At 55.9% G+C, this 15,405-nt stretch carries 14 protein-coding genes; 10 read left to right on the forward strand and 4 right to left on the reverse strand.

The window, feature by feature from the left end:
- From C442_RS05295 to C442_RS23215, 3 genes are all read left to right on the forward strand, one after another.
- The gene (locus tag C442_RS05295; protein ID WP_008308443.1) at positions 1-1,533 is read left to right on the forward strand and encodes a dihydrolipoamide acetyltransferase family protein; all 1,533 of its coding nucleotides are present in this window, start codon (positions 1-3) and stop codon (positions 1,531-1,533) included.
- Positions 1,533-2,966, forward strand: coding sequence for a dihydrolipoyl dehydrogenase (gene lpdA, locus C442_RS05300; protein WP_008308444.1), 1,434 nt, complete (start codon positions 1,533-1,535; stop codon positions 2,964-2,966). Before C442_RS05295 ends, lpdA begins: the two co-directional genes overlap by 1 nt.
- Before the next feature lie 1,781 nt (positions 2,967-4,747).
- Positions 4,748-5,026, forward strand: coding sequence for a DUF7576 family protein (locus C442_RS23215; RefSeq protein ID WP_044952666.1), 279 nt, complete (start codon positions 4,748-4,750; stop codon positions 5,024-5,026).
- An 81-nt stretch (positions 5,027-5,107) separates the two neighbouring features.
- Here the strand turns inward: C442_RS23215 and rdfA are convergent, their stop codons facing one another.
- Entirely contained in the window at positions 5,108-5,722 is a 615-nt protein-coding gene (rdfA, locus tag C442_RS05315; RefSeq protein WP_008308448.1) for a rod-determining factor RdfA, read from the reverse strand.
- Between the two features lie 128 nt (positions 5,723-5,850).
- On the reverse strand, positions 5,851-6,735 hold the full coding sequence (locus C442_RS05320; protein WP_008308450.1) for a universal stress protein: 885 nt from the start codon (positions 6,733-6,735) through the stop codon (positions 5,851-5,853).
- 354 nt (positions 6,736-7,089) lie between these two features.
- Between C442_RS05320 and C442_RS05325 the strand changes: the two genes are divergently transcribed.
- The 3 genes from C442_RS05325 (at position 7,090) to C442_RS05335 (ending at position 8,431) form a co-directional block, all read left to right on the forward strand.
- A complete protein-coding gene (locus C442_RS05325) occupies positions 7,090-7,380 on the forward strand; it encodes a DUF211 domain-containing protein (RefSeq protein WP_008308452.1) in 291 nt (96 codons plus the stop codon).
- A 6-nt stretch (positions 7,381-7,386) separates the two neighbouring features.
- Positions 7,387-7,968, forward strand: coding sequence for a VIT1/CCC1 transporter family protein (locus tag C442_RS05330; protein ID WP_008308454.1), 582 nt, complete (start codon positions 7,387-7,389; stop codon positions 7,966-7,968).
- A gap of 73 nt (positions 7,969-8,041) precedes the next feature.
- A complete protein-coding gene (locus C442_RS05335) occupies positions 8,042-8,431 on the forward strand; it encodes a DoxX family protein (RefSeq protein ID WP_008308456.1) in 390 nt (129 codons plus the stop codon).
- 242 nt (positions 8,432-8,673) lie between these two features.
- Here C442_RS05335 and C442_RS21800 read toward each other — a convergent pair whose 3' ends face one another.
- Positions 8,674-8,814 carry a hypothetical protein gene (locus C442_RS21800; RefSeq protein WP_161606620.1) on the reverse strand — a complete coding sequence of 47 codons (141 nt, stop codon included), beginning with the start codon at positions 8,812-8,814 and terminating at the stop codon, positions 8,674-8,676.
- 626 nt (positions 8,815-9,440) lie between these two features.
- Between C442_RS21800 and C442_RS05345 the strand changes: the two genes are divergently transcribed.
- The 3 genes from C442_RS05345 (at position 9,441) to C442_RS05360 (ending at position 12,936) form a co-directional block, all read left to right on the forward strand.
- Positions 9,441-10,397 (forward strand): DUF7139 domain-containing protein, encoded by a 957-nt coding sequence (locus tag C442_RS05345; RefSeq protein WP_239642262.1) that lies wholly within the window; start codon positions 9,441-9,443, stop codon positions 10,395-10,397.
- 164 nt (positions 10,398-10,561) lie between these two features.
- A complete protein-coding gene (locus tag C442_RS05350) occupies positions 10,562-11,590 on the forward strand; it encodes a disk-shape morphogenesis protein volactin (RefSeq protein WP_014030841.1) in 1,029 nt (342 codons plus the stop codon).
- Positions 11,591-12,246: 656 nt separating this feature from the next.
- Positions 12,247-12,936: a hypothetical protein gene (locus C442_RS05360; RefSeq protein ID WP_008308467.1), complete on the forward strand. Its 690-nt coding sequence runs from the start codon at positions 12,247-12,249 to the stop codon at positions 12,934-12,936.
- A 69-nt stretch (positions 12,937-13,005) separates the two neighbouring features.
- On the opposite strand, the gene C442_RS22575 is transcribed toward C442_RS05360, so the two are convergent.
- Positions 13,006-13,821, reverse strand: a complete 816-nt coding sequence (locus tag C442_RS22575; protein WP_239642263.1) for a DUF7093 family protein — start codon at positions 13,819-13,821, stop codon at positions 13,006-13,008.
- 488 nt (positions 13,822-14,309) lie between these two features.
- On the opposite strand from C442_RS22575, the gene C442_RS05370 reads away from it, so the two are divergent.
- The gene (locus tag C442_RS05370) at positions 14,310-14,516 is read left to right on the forward strand and encodes a hypothetical protein (protein ID WP_049942843.1); all 207 of its coding nucleotides are present in this window, start codon (positions 14,310-14,312) and stop codon (positions 14,514-14,516) included.
- The last annotated feature ends 889 nt before the right edge of the window (positions 14,517-15,405 follow it).

The raw sequence follows: 15,405 nt of genomic DNA on the forward strand, positions 1-15,405 counted from the left end.
ATGGTACGCGAATTCGAACTCCCCGATGTCGGTGAAGGCGTCGCCGAGGGCGAACTGCTTCGCTGGCGGGTTGCGCCGGGCGATTCAGTTTCGGAAGACCAGCCAGTAGCGGAAGTCGAGACCGACAAAGCCGTCGTCGACGTCCCGTCCCCCGTCGACGGTGTTGTCGAAGAACTCCGTGCCGCGGAAGGTGAGACAGTCCCAGTCGGTGACGTGATTATCGTCTTCCGGGTCGAAGGGGAAGCCGAACCGGACGGAACTGAAACGCCTGCAGACGACGCCACTGCGGACAGCGGGTACCAAACCGACGACGAAGCACCAACACAGCCAGTCGAAGATACGCAGTCAGAACCAGCGGTGACACAGCGCGTCCAGGTCGCCGCTCCGCCGTCTGTGCGGCGTCTCGCCCGTGAACTGGGCGTCGATATCTCCAGCATTGCGGACTCGTCTCCGGGACGTATAACGGAGTCGGATGTCCGCGCGTACGCGAACACGGACTCTCACTCCTCGACGCAGGCGCAGTCAAACCAGCGGACCGCTGCTGCAGAGCGACAAAAACAGCAGGCAACTTCGACGCAGTCTGTCAGCCCAGTTCAGGCGAGAAAAACGGCAGACCGGGAGACGACGGTGGCCGTCCCGAAGACCAGACACGTCGCAGCCGAGGAAGGGGTCGATCTCGACAATGTCCCTACTGATGAACGAAAGGACGGAGAACCCTTTGTCACGCTCGAAGCGGTCCGAGAGTACGCAAAGGCCCAACAGCAGGCACAGAAAAAGGATCAAGAAGCGGTAGCCGAGAGGGCAGCGGCTGACGAGCCGGCGCGCCCGGAGTCTCGGACGCCGTACAACGGGATCAGACAGACGATCGGAGCCGCGATGACGGAGTCGAAATATACGGCCCCGCACGTCACGCATCAGGACGAGGTCGACGTTACTGCGCTGGTCGACGCTCGTTCGACACTCAAACAGGCGGCCGAGGAGCACGATATACGACTGACGTACATGCCGTTCGTGATGAAAGCGTGTGCCGCGGCCCTGCAAGAGAACCCACAGGTAAACGCCTCCCTCGACGAAGCAAACGAAGAAATCGTCGAAAAGGAGTATTACAACATCGGTGTCGCAACGGCGACTGATGCCGGGCTGCTGGTTCCCGTTGTCGAGCACGTTGATGCGAAAGGCCTGCTCGAAGTCGCATCGGAAACCAACGAAAAAACCCAGAGAGCGAGAGAACGGAGTCTTTCGCCGGAGGAGATGCGTGGCGGGACGTTCACTATCTCGAACATCGGCGGCATCGGCGGGGAGTACGGAACACCGATCATCAATCAGCCGGAAAGCGCAATCCTGGCACTGGGAGAGATCAAAAAGAAGCCACGGGTTGTCGAAGCCGATGGTGAAGAGACGATAGAACCCCGTCATGTGATGACACTATCGCTGTCGTTCGACCACCGAGTGCTCGACGGCGCAGACGCCGCACGGTTCACGAACTCCATACAGAAGTACCTGCGAAATCCAAACCTGCTATTACTAGAATAATGGTCGTCGGAGATGTCACTACCTCGACTGATGTACTGGTTATTGGCGCGGGCCCCGGCGGATACGTCGCCGCAATCCGCGCTGCACAGCTTGACCTCGATATCACTCTCGTTGAAAAAGGAGCGTACGGGGGAGCCTGTCTCAACCGTGGCTGTATCCCCTCTAAAGCGCTGCTAAACGGTTCAGAACTGGCATCGGAGGCGGGCCAGGCGGAGGAACTGGGGATTTACGCGGACCCAACAGTGGCGCTCGACGAGATGATGAGCTGGAAAGACGGCATCGTCGACCAACTAACGAGCGGTATCGAGCAACTGTGTACGGCAGCCGGCGTGAATCTGTTAAAAGGGACTGCCGAATTTGCTGCTGAGAACAAGATCAGAATCGTCCATCAGGGAGAGGGGCAGGGCTCTGAATCGTTGAAATTCGACCACTGCGTCATCGCAACGGGGTCCCGGCCGATTGAAATTCCGGGGTTCGACTTCGATGACGAGCGCATCGTCTCCTCCGACGGCGCTCTGAACTTCGAAACGGTACCCGACGAACTCGTCATCGTCGGAGCCGGATACATCGGCATGGAGCTAGCGACAGTCTACAGCCGACTCGGGAGCGACGTCTCGGTAATTGAGACCCTAGAGCAGGCGCTTCCCGGCTATCAGGAGGACATTGCCTCGATAGTCCGACAGCGAGCAGCGCGTCTCGGCGTCGACTTTCACTTCGGGTACACGGCGGACAGCTGGGCAGAGTCGGACGGTAAAGCCGTCCTGACTGCTGTCCCTGCCGACGAGGCGGCGCACGATAGCGATATCGAACTCACTGCTGACAGAATACTCGTTGCCGTGGGTAGACGCCCGGTGACTGACACGCTCGGTATCGAAGCTGCCGGCATCGAAACCGATGCTCAGGGGTTCATTCCAACGGATAGCAGATGTCGGACGAACAAGGAGCACATTTTCGCGGTCGGCGATGTGGCGGGTGAGCCGATGCTGGCACACAAGGGCTCGAAAGAGGGAGAAGTCGCAGCAGAAGTAATCGCTGGCGAGCCCGCTGCGGTCGATTATCGGGCACTCCCGGCTGCGGTGTTCACCGATCCGGAAATCGGAACCGTCGGGCTGACGGAGGACGAAGCTGCGAACGAGGGTATTACCCCAGTTACAGGTGAGTTCCAGTTCCAGGTGTCTGGACGGGCACTAACAGCGAACCGGACAGAGGGCTTTGTCCGAATTGTCGCCGCAAAAGAAACCGAACGTGTGATGGGTGCACAGATCGTCGGTCCGGAGGCATCCGAGTTGATCGCAGAAATCGCAGCCATGATCGAAATGGGTGCAAAGCTTCAGGACATCGGCTCCACCGTCCATACGCATCCAACATTAAGTGAAGCGGTAATGGAAGCCGCACAGAATGCGAGAGGGAAAGCAATACACAGACAAAACTGACTGGTCGATATTGACCCCTCAGAAACCAGATCTACGACCAAAATCGTTGAATCGACACCCAGCTATGGCCTATCCGATACTGTTTACTGAAACGAAACGACAACTCGGGAATAGAACCCTCGCTGAGCGACCGCTACGTTCTTTTCTGGGTATAGATTGAAGCTATAGTCGCCATTGAAAATCAATGTCCACCTCATCGCACGACGGCAGTGCGGTCAGTGTGTACCTCGTTTCAATTGTTACTGTAGTCTCCAGCGTCGGACAACAGATACGTTCCAGATTCAGTCGTTCGCGACTGTTTGGCTTGCGGCACCGTCACTGGCACTCAGTTTGCTCTCCTCTTCTTCGGGTCTCGGTACGTCTGTTGGAAGGTTTTCGTACAGAATTCCTTTGCTCGCGTTGTAGCATGTCATGCGATCTCATGGCTGATGAACTCATATAAAACCGTCCCTTATTCTGTACCGCTGAATATTAATATTCCGAGGATATTTATATATTGTCCAATTTTCCAGAACGAGGTTATAGAGTATTTGTTTGGATTCGGTGTCGATGTGGATATATACGACCTGTTTTTTGCGCTGAAAGTTCAGCTACTGTCTCGTATGCTATCACTTCCTGTCATCTGTCTTTTCTATGCTGTCGGATACAATCCAAAAATATTCGATTATATACTATCTCGTTGTAGACCTAATATTTGTTCTGATCGCAATCCAAACAGGTGTGTTAGATATCTGGGTATTGTGATGTCATGCATTCCTCTTCACAGAAGAAATGCTCCGTTATCTCTCCGTCCGGATCACGTATCGTAACCCCGCTGAACTTCATCTGTTCGCTGATCACTTGTCCGCAGTAATCACAGCGGTAGTTCGGTGACCCACCGACCAAGACTCGAGTTGACTTGTTTTGGATATTCAGTTCGGCAGCGGCCGTGTTGCCGCTGGCTTCCATAGCGTACCGAGCAGTTGCTAGTGACTGCTCCGCCTCAGTTTGTCCATTCATCGTTTGTATCGATTCGTTGTTGACAGGGGTCGGACTCGTTCCGTCGACTGTTACACATTACTCTGGATCGCTCTTGTCGCTTTACCGCCGTTTTCCGCCTATGCCGGGTTACTGCCCGGACTGGGGTGGGCTACGTGGGTTACCGGGGAGAAAGTGTAAAAAACGTATAACCGGACGTTACAGCCGCTAATTGGCTCGCTTTCCGGGGCGGTTCTACCGTTTTGGTACCCGGTTCCATACCTCCCAGTACGTGACTTCCGTATTTAATCATTTGGTTAGTCCCTATTATAGTAGCCATTGAAAATCAATGCACACCTGGTCGCCCGACAGCAGTGCGATCAGGTCTCCATCGTTTCAATTGGTACTATAGATGTCTTAGAGTGATGACCGCTGCAGGCCCCGGCTACGTTGTGCAGCCTCGCTGGACTCACAGGTTTGGGCCAGTTATTTTCGTTGGATGTGAACGCCACTCACGGAACTATTAAGTGAACATCCATTAAAGATAGAGACATGAATCCGGGCGCTGACTGTACGGCTTGGCAGGCAAGCCCGCTGTCCCGGCACTTGATCGGTGCAGACCCCCTCACATCCGGTTTTACGTTTTTTACATTTTTCAAATTTTAAACTGACGTAGACCACCACAGTGCGGGCAAACGCCGGCACACAGGTGGAAAACGTCGGTCCTGGCTGGTTCCCAAACACCAGCCGACGGTTTTCGGGTCGCGATGACCCATCTCACGAAGCGCTGCGACACCAACTACAAACCCATAATCAGCGACATCATGAACGCACAAAACACGCAGGAGTACCGTAGCCAACAATCAGCAGACATCGCAAACGCCGACCGAGCGCGGAGTGCAGCCCCCGAAAGCGTTGAGAGCCAATCTATCAGGGTCGTAATTAGCTCGATTGAAACGCGACACTGCGATCACTGCGGCGCATCAATTGACGACAACGTCCGGTATCGTAATGTCACGACCAGAGATAGTGCTGGCAACGTCTCGGAATACGCGTTCTGCGGTGTCGACTGTAAGACCGCTCGGTTCCCGAGGCTCGGCTGACCGCCGGCTGGCGTGGCGCATTGTCGGTTTACAGGACCATACTGGGGTTTTGGCGTCGGTTCGATAATACGGTCCGAGTCCTCACGCGGATTGACAGTCGCAGCCACCCTGTTCCAGAAACGCTACAATATCGTAGCTATGGCCGCAGTCCTCACACAGCACCTGCACCTCGTTGATGACGTTGAAATCGCCTGCCGAGATGGCGTCGTTCTTTTCGAGGCTCTCGATAGTCTGCCTCGTTACAGCGGTGGTTCGGCCCCGAAGCCGCTGTATTGAGTCGATGGCGTTTTCCTTCCGTTCTGCGGGCGTCCGCTCGGGTCGGGCCGCCCCACGGTCGTTCTTGAGATAGCGATACACCGTCTGGTGGGAGATAAAGTCGTCCATCACCGATTCGATATCGACCCCGCTCTGTTCGAGACGGGAGCGTATGAGCGGGGCGTCCGCGTCATCTTCGCGAAGTGATTGATAGACCTGCTGGATGTCGCCACTCAATGTCGGTGCGTCGCTCCCTTCGATGGCGGACTCGAGCACCGACTGATTGAAGTAGTCCGCGAGGTCTCGGGTACTTTCTTCCTCCCCGTCGGCGCCGACCCACCGATCTTCGAGTTCTACACCCATCCCGACAAGATCGTATTTTCGAATTACGGCATCCACCTTGTTCGTTCCCCCACCGGACTGTGAGTCGTCTGCGGTCATGATCCGATTTACATGAACGCCATAGTTACTAAACACTCCCGCATATCGGGAGGTTTGGCGAGGTCCCTCACGCGGAGAGCTTTATCAGGCCCGTGCTCTGGTGTGTGTCGGCCGATTCACGGACTGAACTACTCATTTGATGCGGATTCAGGCTCGCGAACCCACGCCACCGGAACTGTGGACTGCCGGACGATTTTGGCGCTGACACCACCCATGACGTACCTGCTGAAGTCAGTCTGTCCGTGGGTCCCCATGATCGCGAGATCGATTTCGTTCTCGTCGATGTAGTCGCAAATCACCTTCGAGGTGGTCCCGTGTTCGATGACGCTGGTGACCGAGTTGAGCGACGTCTCCTCGACTTTCTCGGTCGCTTCGGCCAGAATCTCATTTGCCCGCTCGGTCAACTCCCCCTCTTTCAGGACGGAGCGTGCATCCGGGCCGAGACCGCCGGTCTCGACAACGTGAAGCAGGTGGAGCGTTGCTCCCGTCGCCCTCGCGACATCGATCCCCTCTGCCACTGCGAGTGCTGCGCCACGGCTTCCATCCGTCGGGACGAGGACGTGCTTGGGGGGATACACGAGTGGTCGATCTTCGGCAGGGTTGACCGCAACGACGGGAACCGCTGCCGTATTGATGACGCGTTCGGTGACGCTTCCGAGCAGGATTCGCTTGAGCCCGCGCCGTCCGTGCGTCGGCATAACGATGCAGTCGATGTCGGACTGTTTGCTGTAGTCGACTATCGTCTTGTGCGGGTCACCCTGGAGGACCGCAGAGACGACAGGAACGCCTTCATCTTTCGCAGACTGTGCGGCTTCCGCCACGATGCGCTCCCCTTCTGTTTCGAGAACGTCGATGACCTCTCCACGAATCGTGGTGACACTGTCTCGGCCAGTGTCGGCGACGTTGATGATGTGAATCGTCGCCTCGTGTTCGGCTGCGATCTGTAATGCGTACTCAAGAACCGATTCTGCGGCGTCACTTCCGTCGGTTGGGAACAGGATAGTGTCGTACATAGTGGCGTGCTGGACTGTGGATCAGCTATCTGGGTTGCGGAGGGCGTTCCGGGTTGTCCGTAGGCGGGTCCCTATTTCCGCACTTCCTGATTGTGGCTTCTGGTCCTCGGGCGCTCTGTGCCGTTGCCTACGCATCAAAGCACTCGGCCCGGTATGGTTTCAGAGACATTGTATTCGGAGGCTGTGTGACGGACTACGCAGTGACGTCTAATAATATCTCGCCTACCGAAGCGCTCTCCAGCCATCTGTGGCTGGGACACACAGCGGATTGCTCTACGCCCCCACCAAGGCTGGCGCGTCGGCAGGACGGCGCTGACACACATTTTTAAGCCAATCCCCCCACCGTATTGAGATATGGCAGCAGTCCGACGCCTCGTTATCGATGTACTGAAACCCCACGATCCGCCCCTGCTGATGTTCACCGATCAGCTGGCCGAAATTGAGTGCGTCGAGGGCGTCACTTCGTCTCTGATCGAACTAGATCAGGAAGTACAAAACGTCAAGCTCACGTTCGAAGGCGAAGAGCTGGACTTCGAGGCAATCGAAGAGACGATCGAAAACCTCGGCGGGTCAGTACACTCTGTGGACCAGGTTGCCTGCGGTGACAGCGTCGTGACGGACCGACGGACGTTACAGGATGCCTGACGCGCCGTGACGTCCATTCGACAACTCCTCAGGCGTCTTCTCGGGAAGGACGACGTCCTCGCAATCTCGCGCCGGTACTTCATCTCGAACGGCTTCGACGGGACGCTGACGTGCATCGGCATTATCGTCGGCGCTGTCCTTTCGGGAGTTTCAGACGGCTCCACTGTCATCAAAATCGGACTGGGCGCGGCAGTCGGTCTCGGGACGTCTGCGGTCTGGAGCGTCTGGGAAATCGAACGTGCCGAAACCCGGGCCGAAATCAGACGTATCGAGCGAGCGATGCTCAAAGACCTCGACGATACCCGCGTTCAACGCGACCAGAGCGGTGCCCGCTTCGTACACGCCATGATGAGCGGCCTGGGGCCACTCATCGGGGTTCTGATTCCACTGACCCCGTTCGTTGTCGCGGGGACCGTTGTCACAATGGTAGAAGCAGCACTCATCTCGGTCGGCCTGGGTATCGGTGTGTTGGGTGCGTTCGGCGCTTACATGGGCTCGATTTCGGGTCAGCGGTGGTACGTTGCCGCAGCGCGGATGGGACTCGCCGGCTTGGTCGTCGCAATTCTTAATCTCTTCCTTCCGGGGTGAGAGACCGAGACTCCGTTCTCACTGGAGGACAAATCCCAACTTGCTTTCCACTGGTCCCCATACACGGTAGTAGATGCGTGTTGGCTTGCGACAGTTCAAACGGCCGTTGTGCTACGTGATGGCGCTCCTGTATGTCGTCGCGGGAGGATTGCATTTCGTCGTGCCGGAACTATACGTCCAGATCGTGCCACCGGTCTTGCCGGCGGCACTTGCGCTGGTGTATCTGTCCGGCGTCGCGGAAATCGCTGTCGGGCTCGGCCTGTTGGTGCCCCGGACGCGTTCGTACGCCGCGTGGGCGACGATCGCATTGCTCGTCGCGATCTTTCCCGCAAACGTCTATATGGCTGTCTCCATGGTCACTATCGAGGGGACGGGTGGTGGCGATCCCTCTGTGTTGGTCCGCTGGGCACGGTTGCCGCTGCAAGGCGTGTTGATCCTCTGGGCGTACTGGTACACCGACTGAGCGTGGCGAAAACCCCGAGTGACCGGGCTGGCTCGGTCGTATTTCATCGTCTGCGACGGATTGATCGACGCCGTCGTCGCCGGTTGTGGGACGAAGCTGTCGGCGTGGACGTGACCGGTAGCCAGCGCCGCTGGGTCGCAGCGATCGAATCGGACGATGCCACTGTTGCCCCTACGAATATCGCCATATAGTGTGAGACGCCGAGGACTGCCCAACAAGGACCAGAGGGCCGCTCACCGCCATCACCAGAACCGTGCCGAGAGCCAGAACAACCGCGAGCGACCGCCAATTTTCAGCGGATATCCGCTTCGAAGACGCAACGCGATGCCCGCGTCCACGACGGCGAAGTCGTCCGTGAAGAGGACACACGGTACAGATGGCATCTGGCTTCTTGCGCCTCCAAGACTCCGGGGAGCTGCTTTGCCAGATTAGACATGAATAGGTACCGATTGGGAACTAGTATATATCTACACTACATGTGAGTTCACCGTAATGACATAGAGAGATACTGTCTATCCATAAGACATATTCGTAACTGCAGTATAGATACAATGTCGACATGCCCTCCAGTAGTCGTAAACTTCTGTCGACGAACAGTGAACAGTGGCGTCTGGCGCACGAAGACCTCCACATCAGAAACACCACCGATACCAAACATGATGTCCGCATAGAAATATACGACAGCGAGATATGTTGCCATAGAGCCCACTATCAGCTCTTGTCAGGCCAGTCCGGCTGTTCGGTCAACTTGCTACAGGCTGGCTGCTACAGGGTTAAAGCTGTTCTCGATAGACAACATGAATCAGTCGCTGCCGTGACAGTCTCCGACGAGCCCGAACGAACGATCTTCGTCCACATTCAGAACGACGGGATCACCATCAAGGAGGGAGTGACGCCCTCGCGCCCCTGAACCAGCGTGTCGCCGCTCCCCCTCGCTCCCCGGAGGCAGGATCGAACGAAATAGGGTAAGCCCATCTTTAACACCCATCGGAACCAAATAACAAACGGAATGAGCTCTGCATCTACATCGGACAGGTCCCCAGAGTCTGCCGACTCAGTGTCGGGCTATCGCGACACGCTTGCGTCGGTTTATCACGAATATGTCGGCGAACCGGCTAAAGAGCGAGATATCTACGTTGGGTTCGGACTCTTTTTTGCTGGAGTTACGCTTGCCATCGTCGGATTCTGCCTCTTTCTGTACAGTAACGTTCTGGAGTCCGGGAGCGCACCGTACTGGCAGATTCGTGAGGTTGCGCTCGTCGTCGGGTTCGTCGGACTGCCCTCCGTGCTGTTGAGCGTCGTCGTACTCCTCCCAGTCGGTTTCAAGACCCGGGTCGTCAGTGCCGCCGGCACGTTGTTCTGTCTCGCCGCAACGATAATTCTGGTTAATGTCTTTCCGTATGGGTGGACGAACAGTGGCGGAGTCAACGGCAGCGTCTGGACGATCAGCGTTTACGCCACTGGCTTAGTCATGCTTGCGGCCTCAACAGGAGCGGCGCTGGTTGCACACTACCTCGAGAAAGCGGCAACCCCAAGCGACTCAACTGAACCAGTCGAGTCGGCCGAGAGCGAGTCGGAGTCTGTCAGCAAAGCAGATGTGGACGACGATATCGAACAGGCACTAGACGGAGCGGAACTATCGTGGGGTGGTGTCGAACAGCAGCCCAAAACTAAGCGGCTAAATCTGGATATGCCAGAAACGGACTCTGACCTCGATCGGACGGCTATCGAGAATTCCGAGGCGACCACGACACGAGCCGACAGCAATGACGTTGATGACGCAGTAGATGGGCTCAGACAGCTACAGGGTGGCCAATCAAAGACAGAACGAAGCACCGGTACCGAAGAACAGGTCGACGCTCTCACGCAGTTTCGAAATGAGCAGGCCGAAGATGACGATGTGGAAACCGGTGTCAAAGAGCAACGAAGCATTGTTACCCGTCTTCGGTCGTTGTTGTTTGAATAGACTGTCTGCTCACCACGGACACTCCGCTGTGGTTCTCTCGTTGCGTGGGGTAACCCAGAGTAATATGTTCCTACGAACCATTCCGTCTGTTTTCATAAATAACATGTAACCTATTGCAACAAAACAGGATAGTTTTTTCAACTTGGTGGGAGGAATACAACTGTATGCCCCAAGGTCTCGATGTCGGTACGATGAACCTCCTGTCTGCACGCCAAGATGGTAACGAAACGGTATTCGTGCAGCAGCGGAACTCCTTCGTCGAAATTGACTACAGCGACATGGCCGAACAGATGCTGTCGAGAAGTGATGTTCTCCACATCCGCAAGGATGATCGCGTCTACATCGTTGGCGATGACGCCCTGAATTTCGCGAACATCTTCAGTGAGGAGACACGCCGCCCGATGCAAGCCGGGATTCTCTCGAGCGACGAGCAATCAGCTATTCCGATGATCAAGCTCATTACTGAACAGGTAGTGGGACAGCCGGAGTTCCCGAATGAGCGCCTGTTTTTCTCGGTTCCCGCGGACCCAATCGATGCCGATGTCTCGACGCTATATCATCAAAAGACGATTGAATCCCTACTCACTGATATGGGCTACAGCCCGGAACCGATCAATGAAGGGATGGCCGTCATCTACTCCGAGCTTGCCAACCGTGAGTTCACTGGCCTCGGTATCAGCTTCGGCGCCGGGATGACCAACGTCTGTCTGTCGTACTATGCAGTCCCCGTAATGAAGTTCTCCATCGCACGCGGTGGCGACTGGATCGACGAGCAGGCTGCACAGGCGACTGGCACGCCCGTCGATAAGGTCACCTCGGTTAAAGAAGAGGACTTCGCACTCAACTTCGAGACGGACGTCGGCGGTATTGAAGGTGCACTGAGTATCTATTACGACAATCTCCTCGACTATGTCATCGAGAACATCATCAGTGAAGTCGATGAGGAAGATGTCGAGGAGGGACTGGATGTCCCGGTCGTCGTGACTGGTGGGACATCCAGTCCTGACGGCTTCGAAGAGTTGTTCGCCGAACGGATCAACGAATCCGAGATACCGTTCTCAATCAGCGACGTCCGCCAAGCCGAGAATCCATTATATAGTGTCGCACAGGGCGCACTCGTCGCAGCGCGGTCGGAAGAAGAGCGCGAGGGGCAAAACGAGCAGGCCGAAGAATCTGACACCACCGCCGAGTAACGGTTGGTCTCGAATAGAAGCACTGTTCGCCGGCGTCAGCCGGAACATTCTACTGGCCCTCGTCCAGGCAAGACCACTGACGTCGGACGCTACTCAGTTTCGTCCCCGTTTTCGTCGGCTTCAGTTTCCGTGTCTTGGCTATTCTCATCGTTCTCATTAGATTTGGCTGTAACCTCCCCGCTCTGTTCAATTTCGTTCTCGTCGAAAACACGGTTCAATTCGTCAGCAGCGTCCTGTCGGAACCTGTTAGCGTCGGACCCCAGAGATATTCCCACCGCGACACCAGCCTGTTCAAGCGAGAACTCTGGTCGGTCTGTGGGCTCGTCCCGTTCCGGAATCGGGACGCTGGGTGTACGGCCGGTGTTTTCGGGTTTACCGGGGTTAGAATCAGGATGCTCGTTGAACCGAGCGAGAGCGAACTCCCAGGACTCTGGGGGGGAAGCCTCGTTGTGATGCGACGCAGAGATGTCTGCGAAGCCGCACGATTCACAGACGATAGCTGTCTGGTCAGCGGTCGCAAGCGTATACGTGCTGAGATCGGATTCGCAGCGGGGACACCGCATACTAGACCATGCGTGCCTCTGCTATACAATGGTTCCGTCAGTTATCGCCGTCCAGGGAACGAGTTATGAGATGGGCGACCGATATTGGAGGTGATGCCGGAGATCGAGATTACGGACACACAACAGGATGACTTGACGACGATTCGGGAGGATCTCGAAGACGCGTTCATCGAGACGTACGGGCACATTCGTACGCAAGATGTCGTTGACTACCTCCTCGATACATACACACCGCCGGACCAGCTGGAAGACGAGCAAGGCCTGAGCCGTACCGACTACGAGCGACTCGCCTCGGCTGAGTATCCGGAACTCCAACACATCGCCTCCGAGGTGCCAGACGTTCCCGGTAGCGGTATTGAGGCCGACGAGATGCGAGGGAAACTGCTCGCAGCACTTGGAACGAGTGAGCTTGCGGATCGCCTCGCGGATATCGAACCTGAAAAAAGAGCGAACGAGGGGGGCGAGGAGGCGGCCGCCGGCCCAACTAGGCCGGGGAACACGCCAAACGACGGACGTGACGTCGCACAGAACGGTACGCCAACACAGACCACACCGTCATCCGATACCATCGAAAGCGCCGACGCGGCCGAGTCGAACGCGGCAGTTGACGACACTCCGAGTGATACTCTTTCCGCTGCCAACCGTTTGCTAACCGAACATGACGAGAAGTGGACCCGGTCAGACGAGACCGACGAACCATACGAAGTCACACTTCCCGACGGTTCAACGGTGAGCGCCCGGACGAAAGACGACGTCCGAAAACTGCTGTTTCAAAACTACTGAGTACGCTCTCCTCGCGAAAACACTGTTTGACGTCGACCATCCCTCACGAGGGTACGTCCCATCGAGCACCTACGACTCACCATCCGATACGTCCTCGAGGTAGCCGACCCGACACTGTGGGCAAACGTCACCGGGAAAGAACGACGATTCACTCGCGGGGAGTTCGAACTCACACCTCGGACACTGATACGTCGGAACCGAGTCGCTTGTGGTATTCTTTGAGCGGTCCGCCGTATACGACTGCCCGTCTCGACCGTTTCCAATACCCGGTTCTTCGGGGGTTTCAGACGACGGTTCTGCCGTGTCTGTAGCAGCATCATCAATGAGGACTGCATCGTCGCTACTTGACGGCGTGTCGCTGTCGTCATCTGGTTCCTGTGTCTCCGACAGTATCACGGCGTCATCAGTCGTTTCCAGAAGCCCCGATTCGGTCACCGCCGGTGACTCGTCACTCGCCTCCGCATCTGGAGATGTTTCTGCCACATTGTCTGACACGGCCATCGTTGATGCGGGTGGTTCGGTCGGTTCCGTTTCGTCTGCTGCCTGCACCGGGTCTCTCGCTTCGGTCTCGACCTCCGCGGTCTCTCTCACCCCTGCTGGCCCCTTGTTTTCGGTTCTGTGTTCGACTTCATCCGACCGCTCGCCATTCGCTTTCGATTCCTCTGTGGTGGATATCAGGCCTTGATTCTCAGAGATATCTCGGATATGCTCACAGCGCTCGCAAGACTTGTATTCCCGAACAGTTAGAACAGTGCCCCGCTTACCTTCGTCGTACGACTCCTCTATCGTCGACTCCCCGAAGTCGTGTCCAAATAGCTCACAACGCAGTCCCATGCATGGCCATTTACGTCGTACGATTAAGAATGTATTCACCAGCAGTGACATCTTTGTCGCGTTAGCCGCATGCGGGAACGTGTCTGTGACCAGCCTCGCCCCGTCGCTAAAGTAGTTGTCAAACCCGTTTGCTTGCGCTCAACCCCATATTGATTCTGGAACCACTATGAGGAGAGCAAGGAAGACAACGAGGATACCGAGACCAAGTATTCGAAGTACCCCTGCCGAACGTTGTCGGTTCGGAGGAAGGGATTCGGCTAATCCAGAGAACGCAAACGCGATACCCAAAAAGAGCATGTTGTGAGGGCCGTTGAGTACAATACCGAAATACACCCACCCAAGGATGCAAATGAACGAGAAGAGTGAGAATAAGAGGCCCTTCCGTCGTCCGTCTGGTTCACGAAACAGCATCCGTTGAACTGCCTCCATACGTCCTACCAGAAGTTTGACCCGGTAAAGAGTTCCCCTGTGTTGACTGTAACTGAATTAGCATATCTCACTGCTGAGGATTTTAATAACCCCGGGAGTACGCGACAACAATGGGGTTTACAGAGACGTTCGATGCTGCAGAACCGACACATAGACTCGTCTCTCGGAATCTATCCGGTGTTAAGGACTGGGACGAACTCGGCGGTGTGACAGTCGAGAACCGGGCGATTCGCGTTCTGATGGGCTACGGAACCGTTGTCCACCTAGAGCTTGAGCCAAAACACGGTCAATTTGAGACGGTACAACGGGAGCTATAGGAGCCATTGAAAATCAATGCACACCTGATCGCACGACGGTAGTGCGATCAGTGTGTACATCGTTTCAATTGTTACTATAGTGCGGGTTCCCGACTCGAAATGTATCTTTGTCCGTTCGGATCACGAATTTCGAGCGGTGCTTCCCGAGGACCGGGCGTTGATTGAGTCAGTACTCGAAATCCCGGACGGTGATACTGATGCGTGGACGGACCGTCTGTTCTACTTCGACGAATTTGCAGTCCTGACCGACCAGTCGTGGCTGTATCGCTCAGTACCGCACGAGACCCATATCCGAGAAATCAACGCGGGTGGACACGAGGGAGTAATTGAGGAATTGAACGAGACACTTGATCCGGTACGAGGGTCGGCTGTTGTCCCGTTTGGCGGGCTTGTCTCCTGGACAACTGACGATACCACGTATGATTTGAAATGGGACTCGCTGTACTACTCCAATAAAGAGAAGAGCACATCATATGATTTGGAACGGCTGAAGCAGGTGACTGTACTGTTTTCTGAGGATGCCCTCCGTCTCGATTGGAAGCCGGTATCCGAGGAGTCGTTACTTCGTCGAACGGTTTGGCGAGTGCTGAATCCGGAGAGTGCCACTTCACCAGCACACGTCGAGATNGTCTCGATTGGAAGCCGGTATCCGAGGAGTCGTTACTTCGTCGAACGGTTTGGCGAGTGCTGAATCCGGAGAGTGCCACTTCACCAGCACACGTCGAGATTCCTGCCGGTGAAGACCGAGAAGAGGTACTGGAGGCGTTCCGTCAGCTACGTGAGAAACTTGGATATGAATATCGCGTTGAGACTGTTTCGGATTAGCACTCTTGATCAGTTAGCGTCAATAATTGGTTCGTCTGTACTGACTAGCTCACGCCACGAGTAG

It is taken from the genome of Haloarcula amylolytica JCM 13557, from assembly GCF_000336615.1.
Lineage (GTDB): Archaea > Halobacteriota > Halobacteria > Halobacteriales > Haloarculaceae > Haloarcula > Haloarcula amylolytica.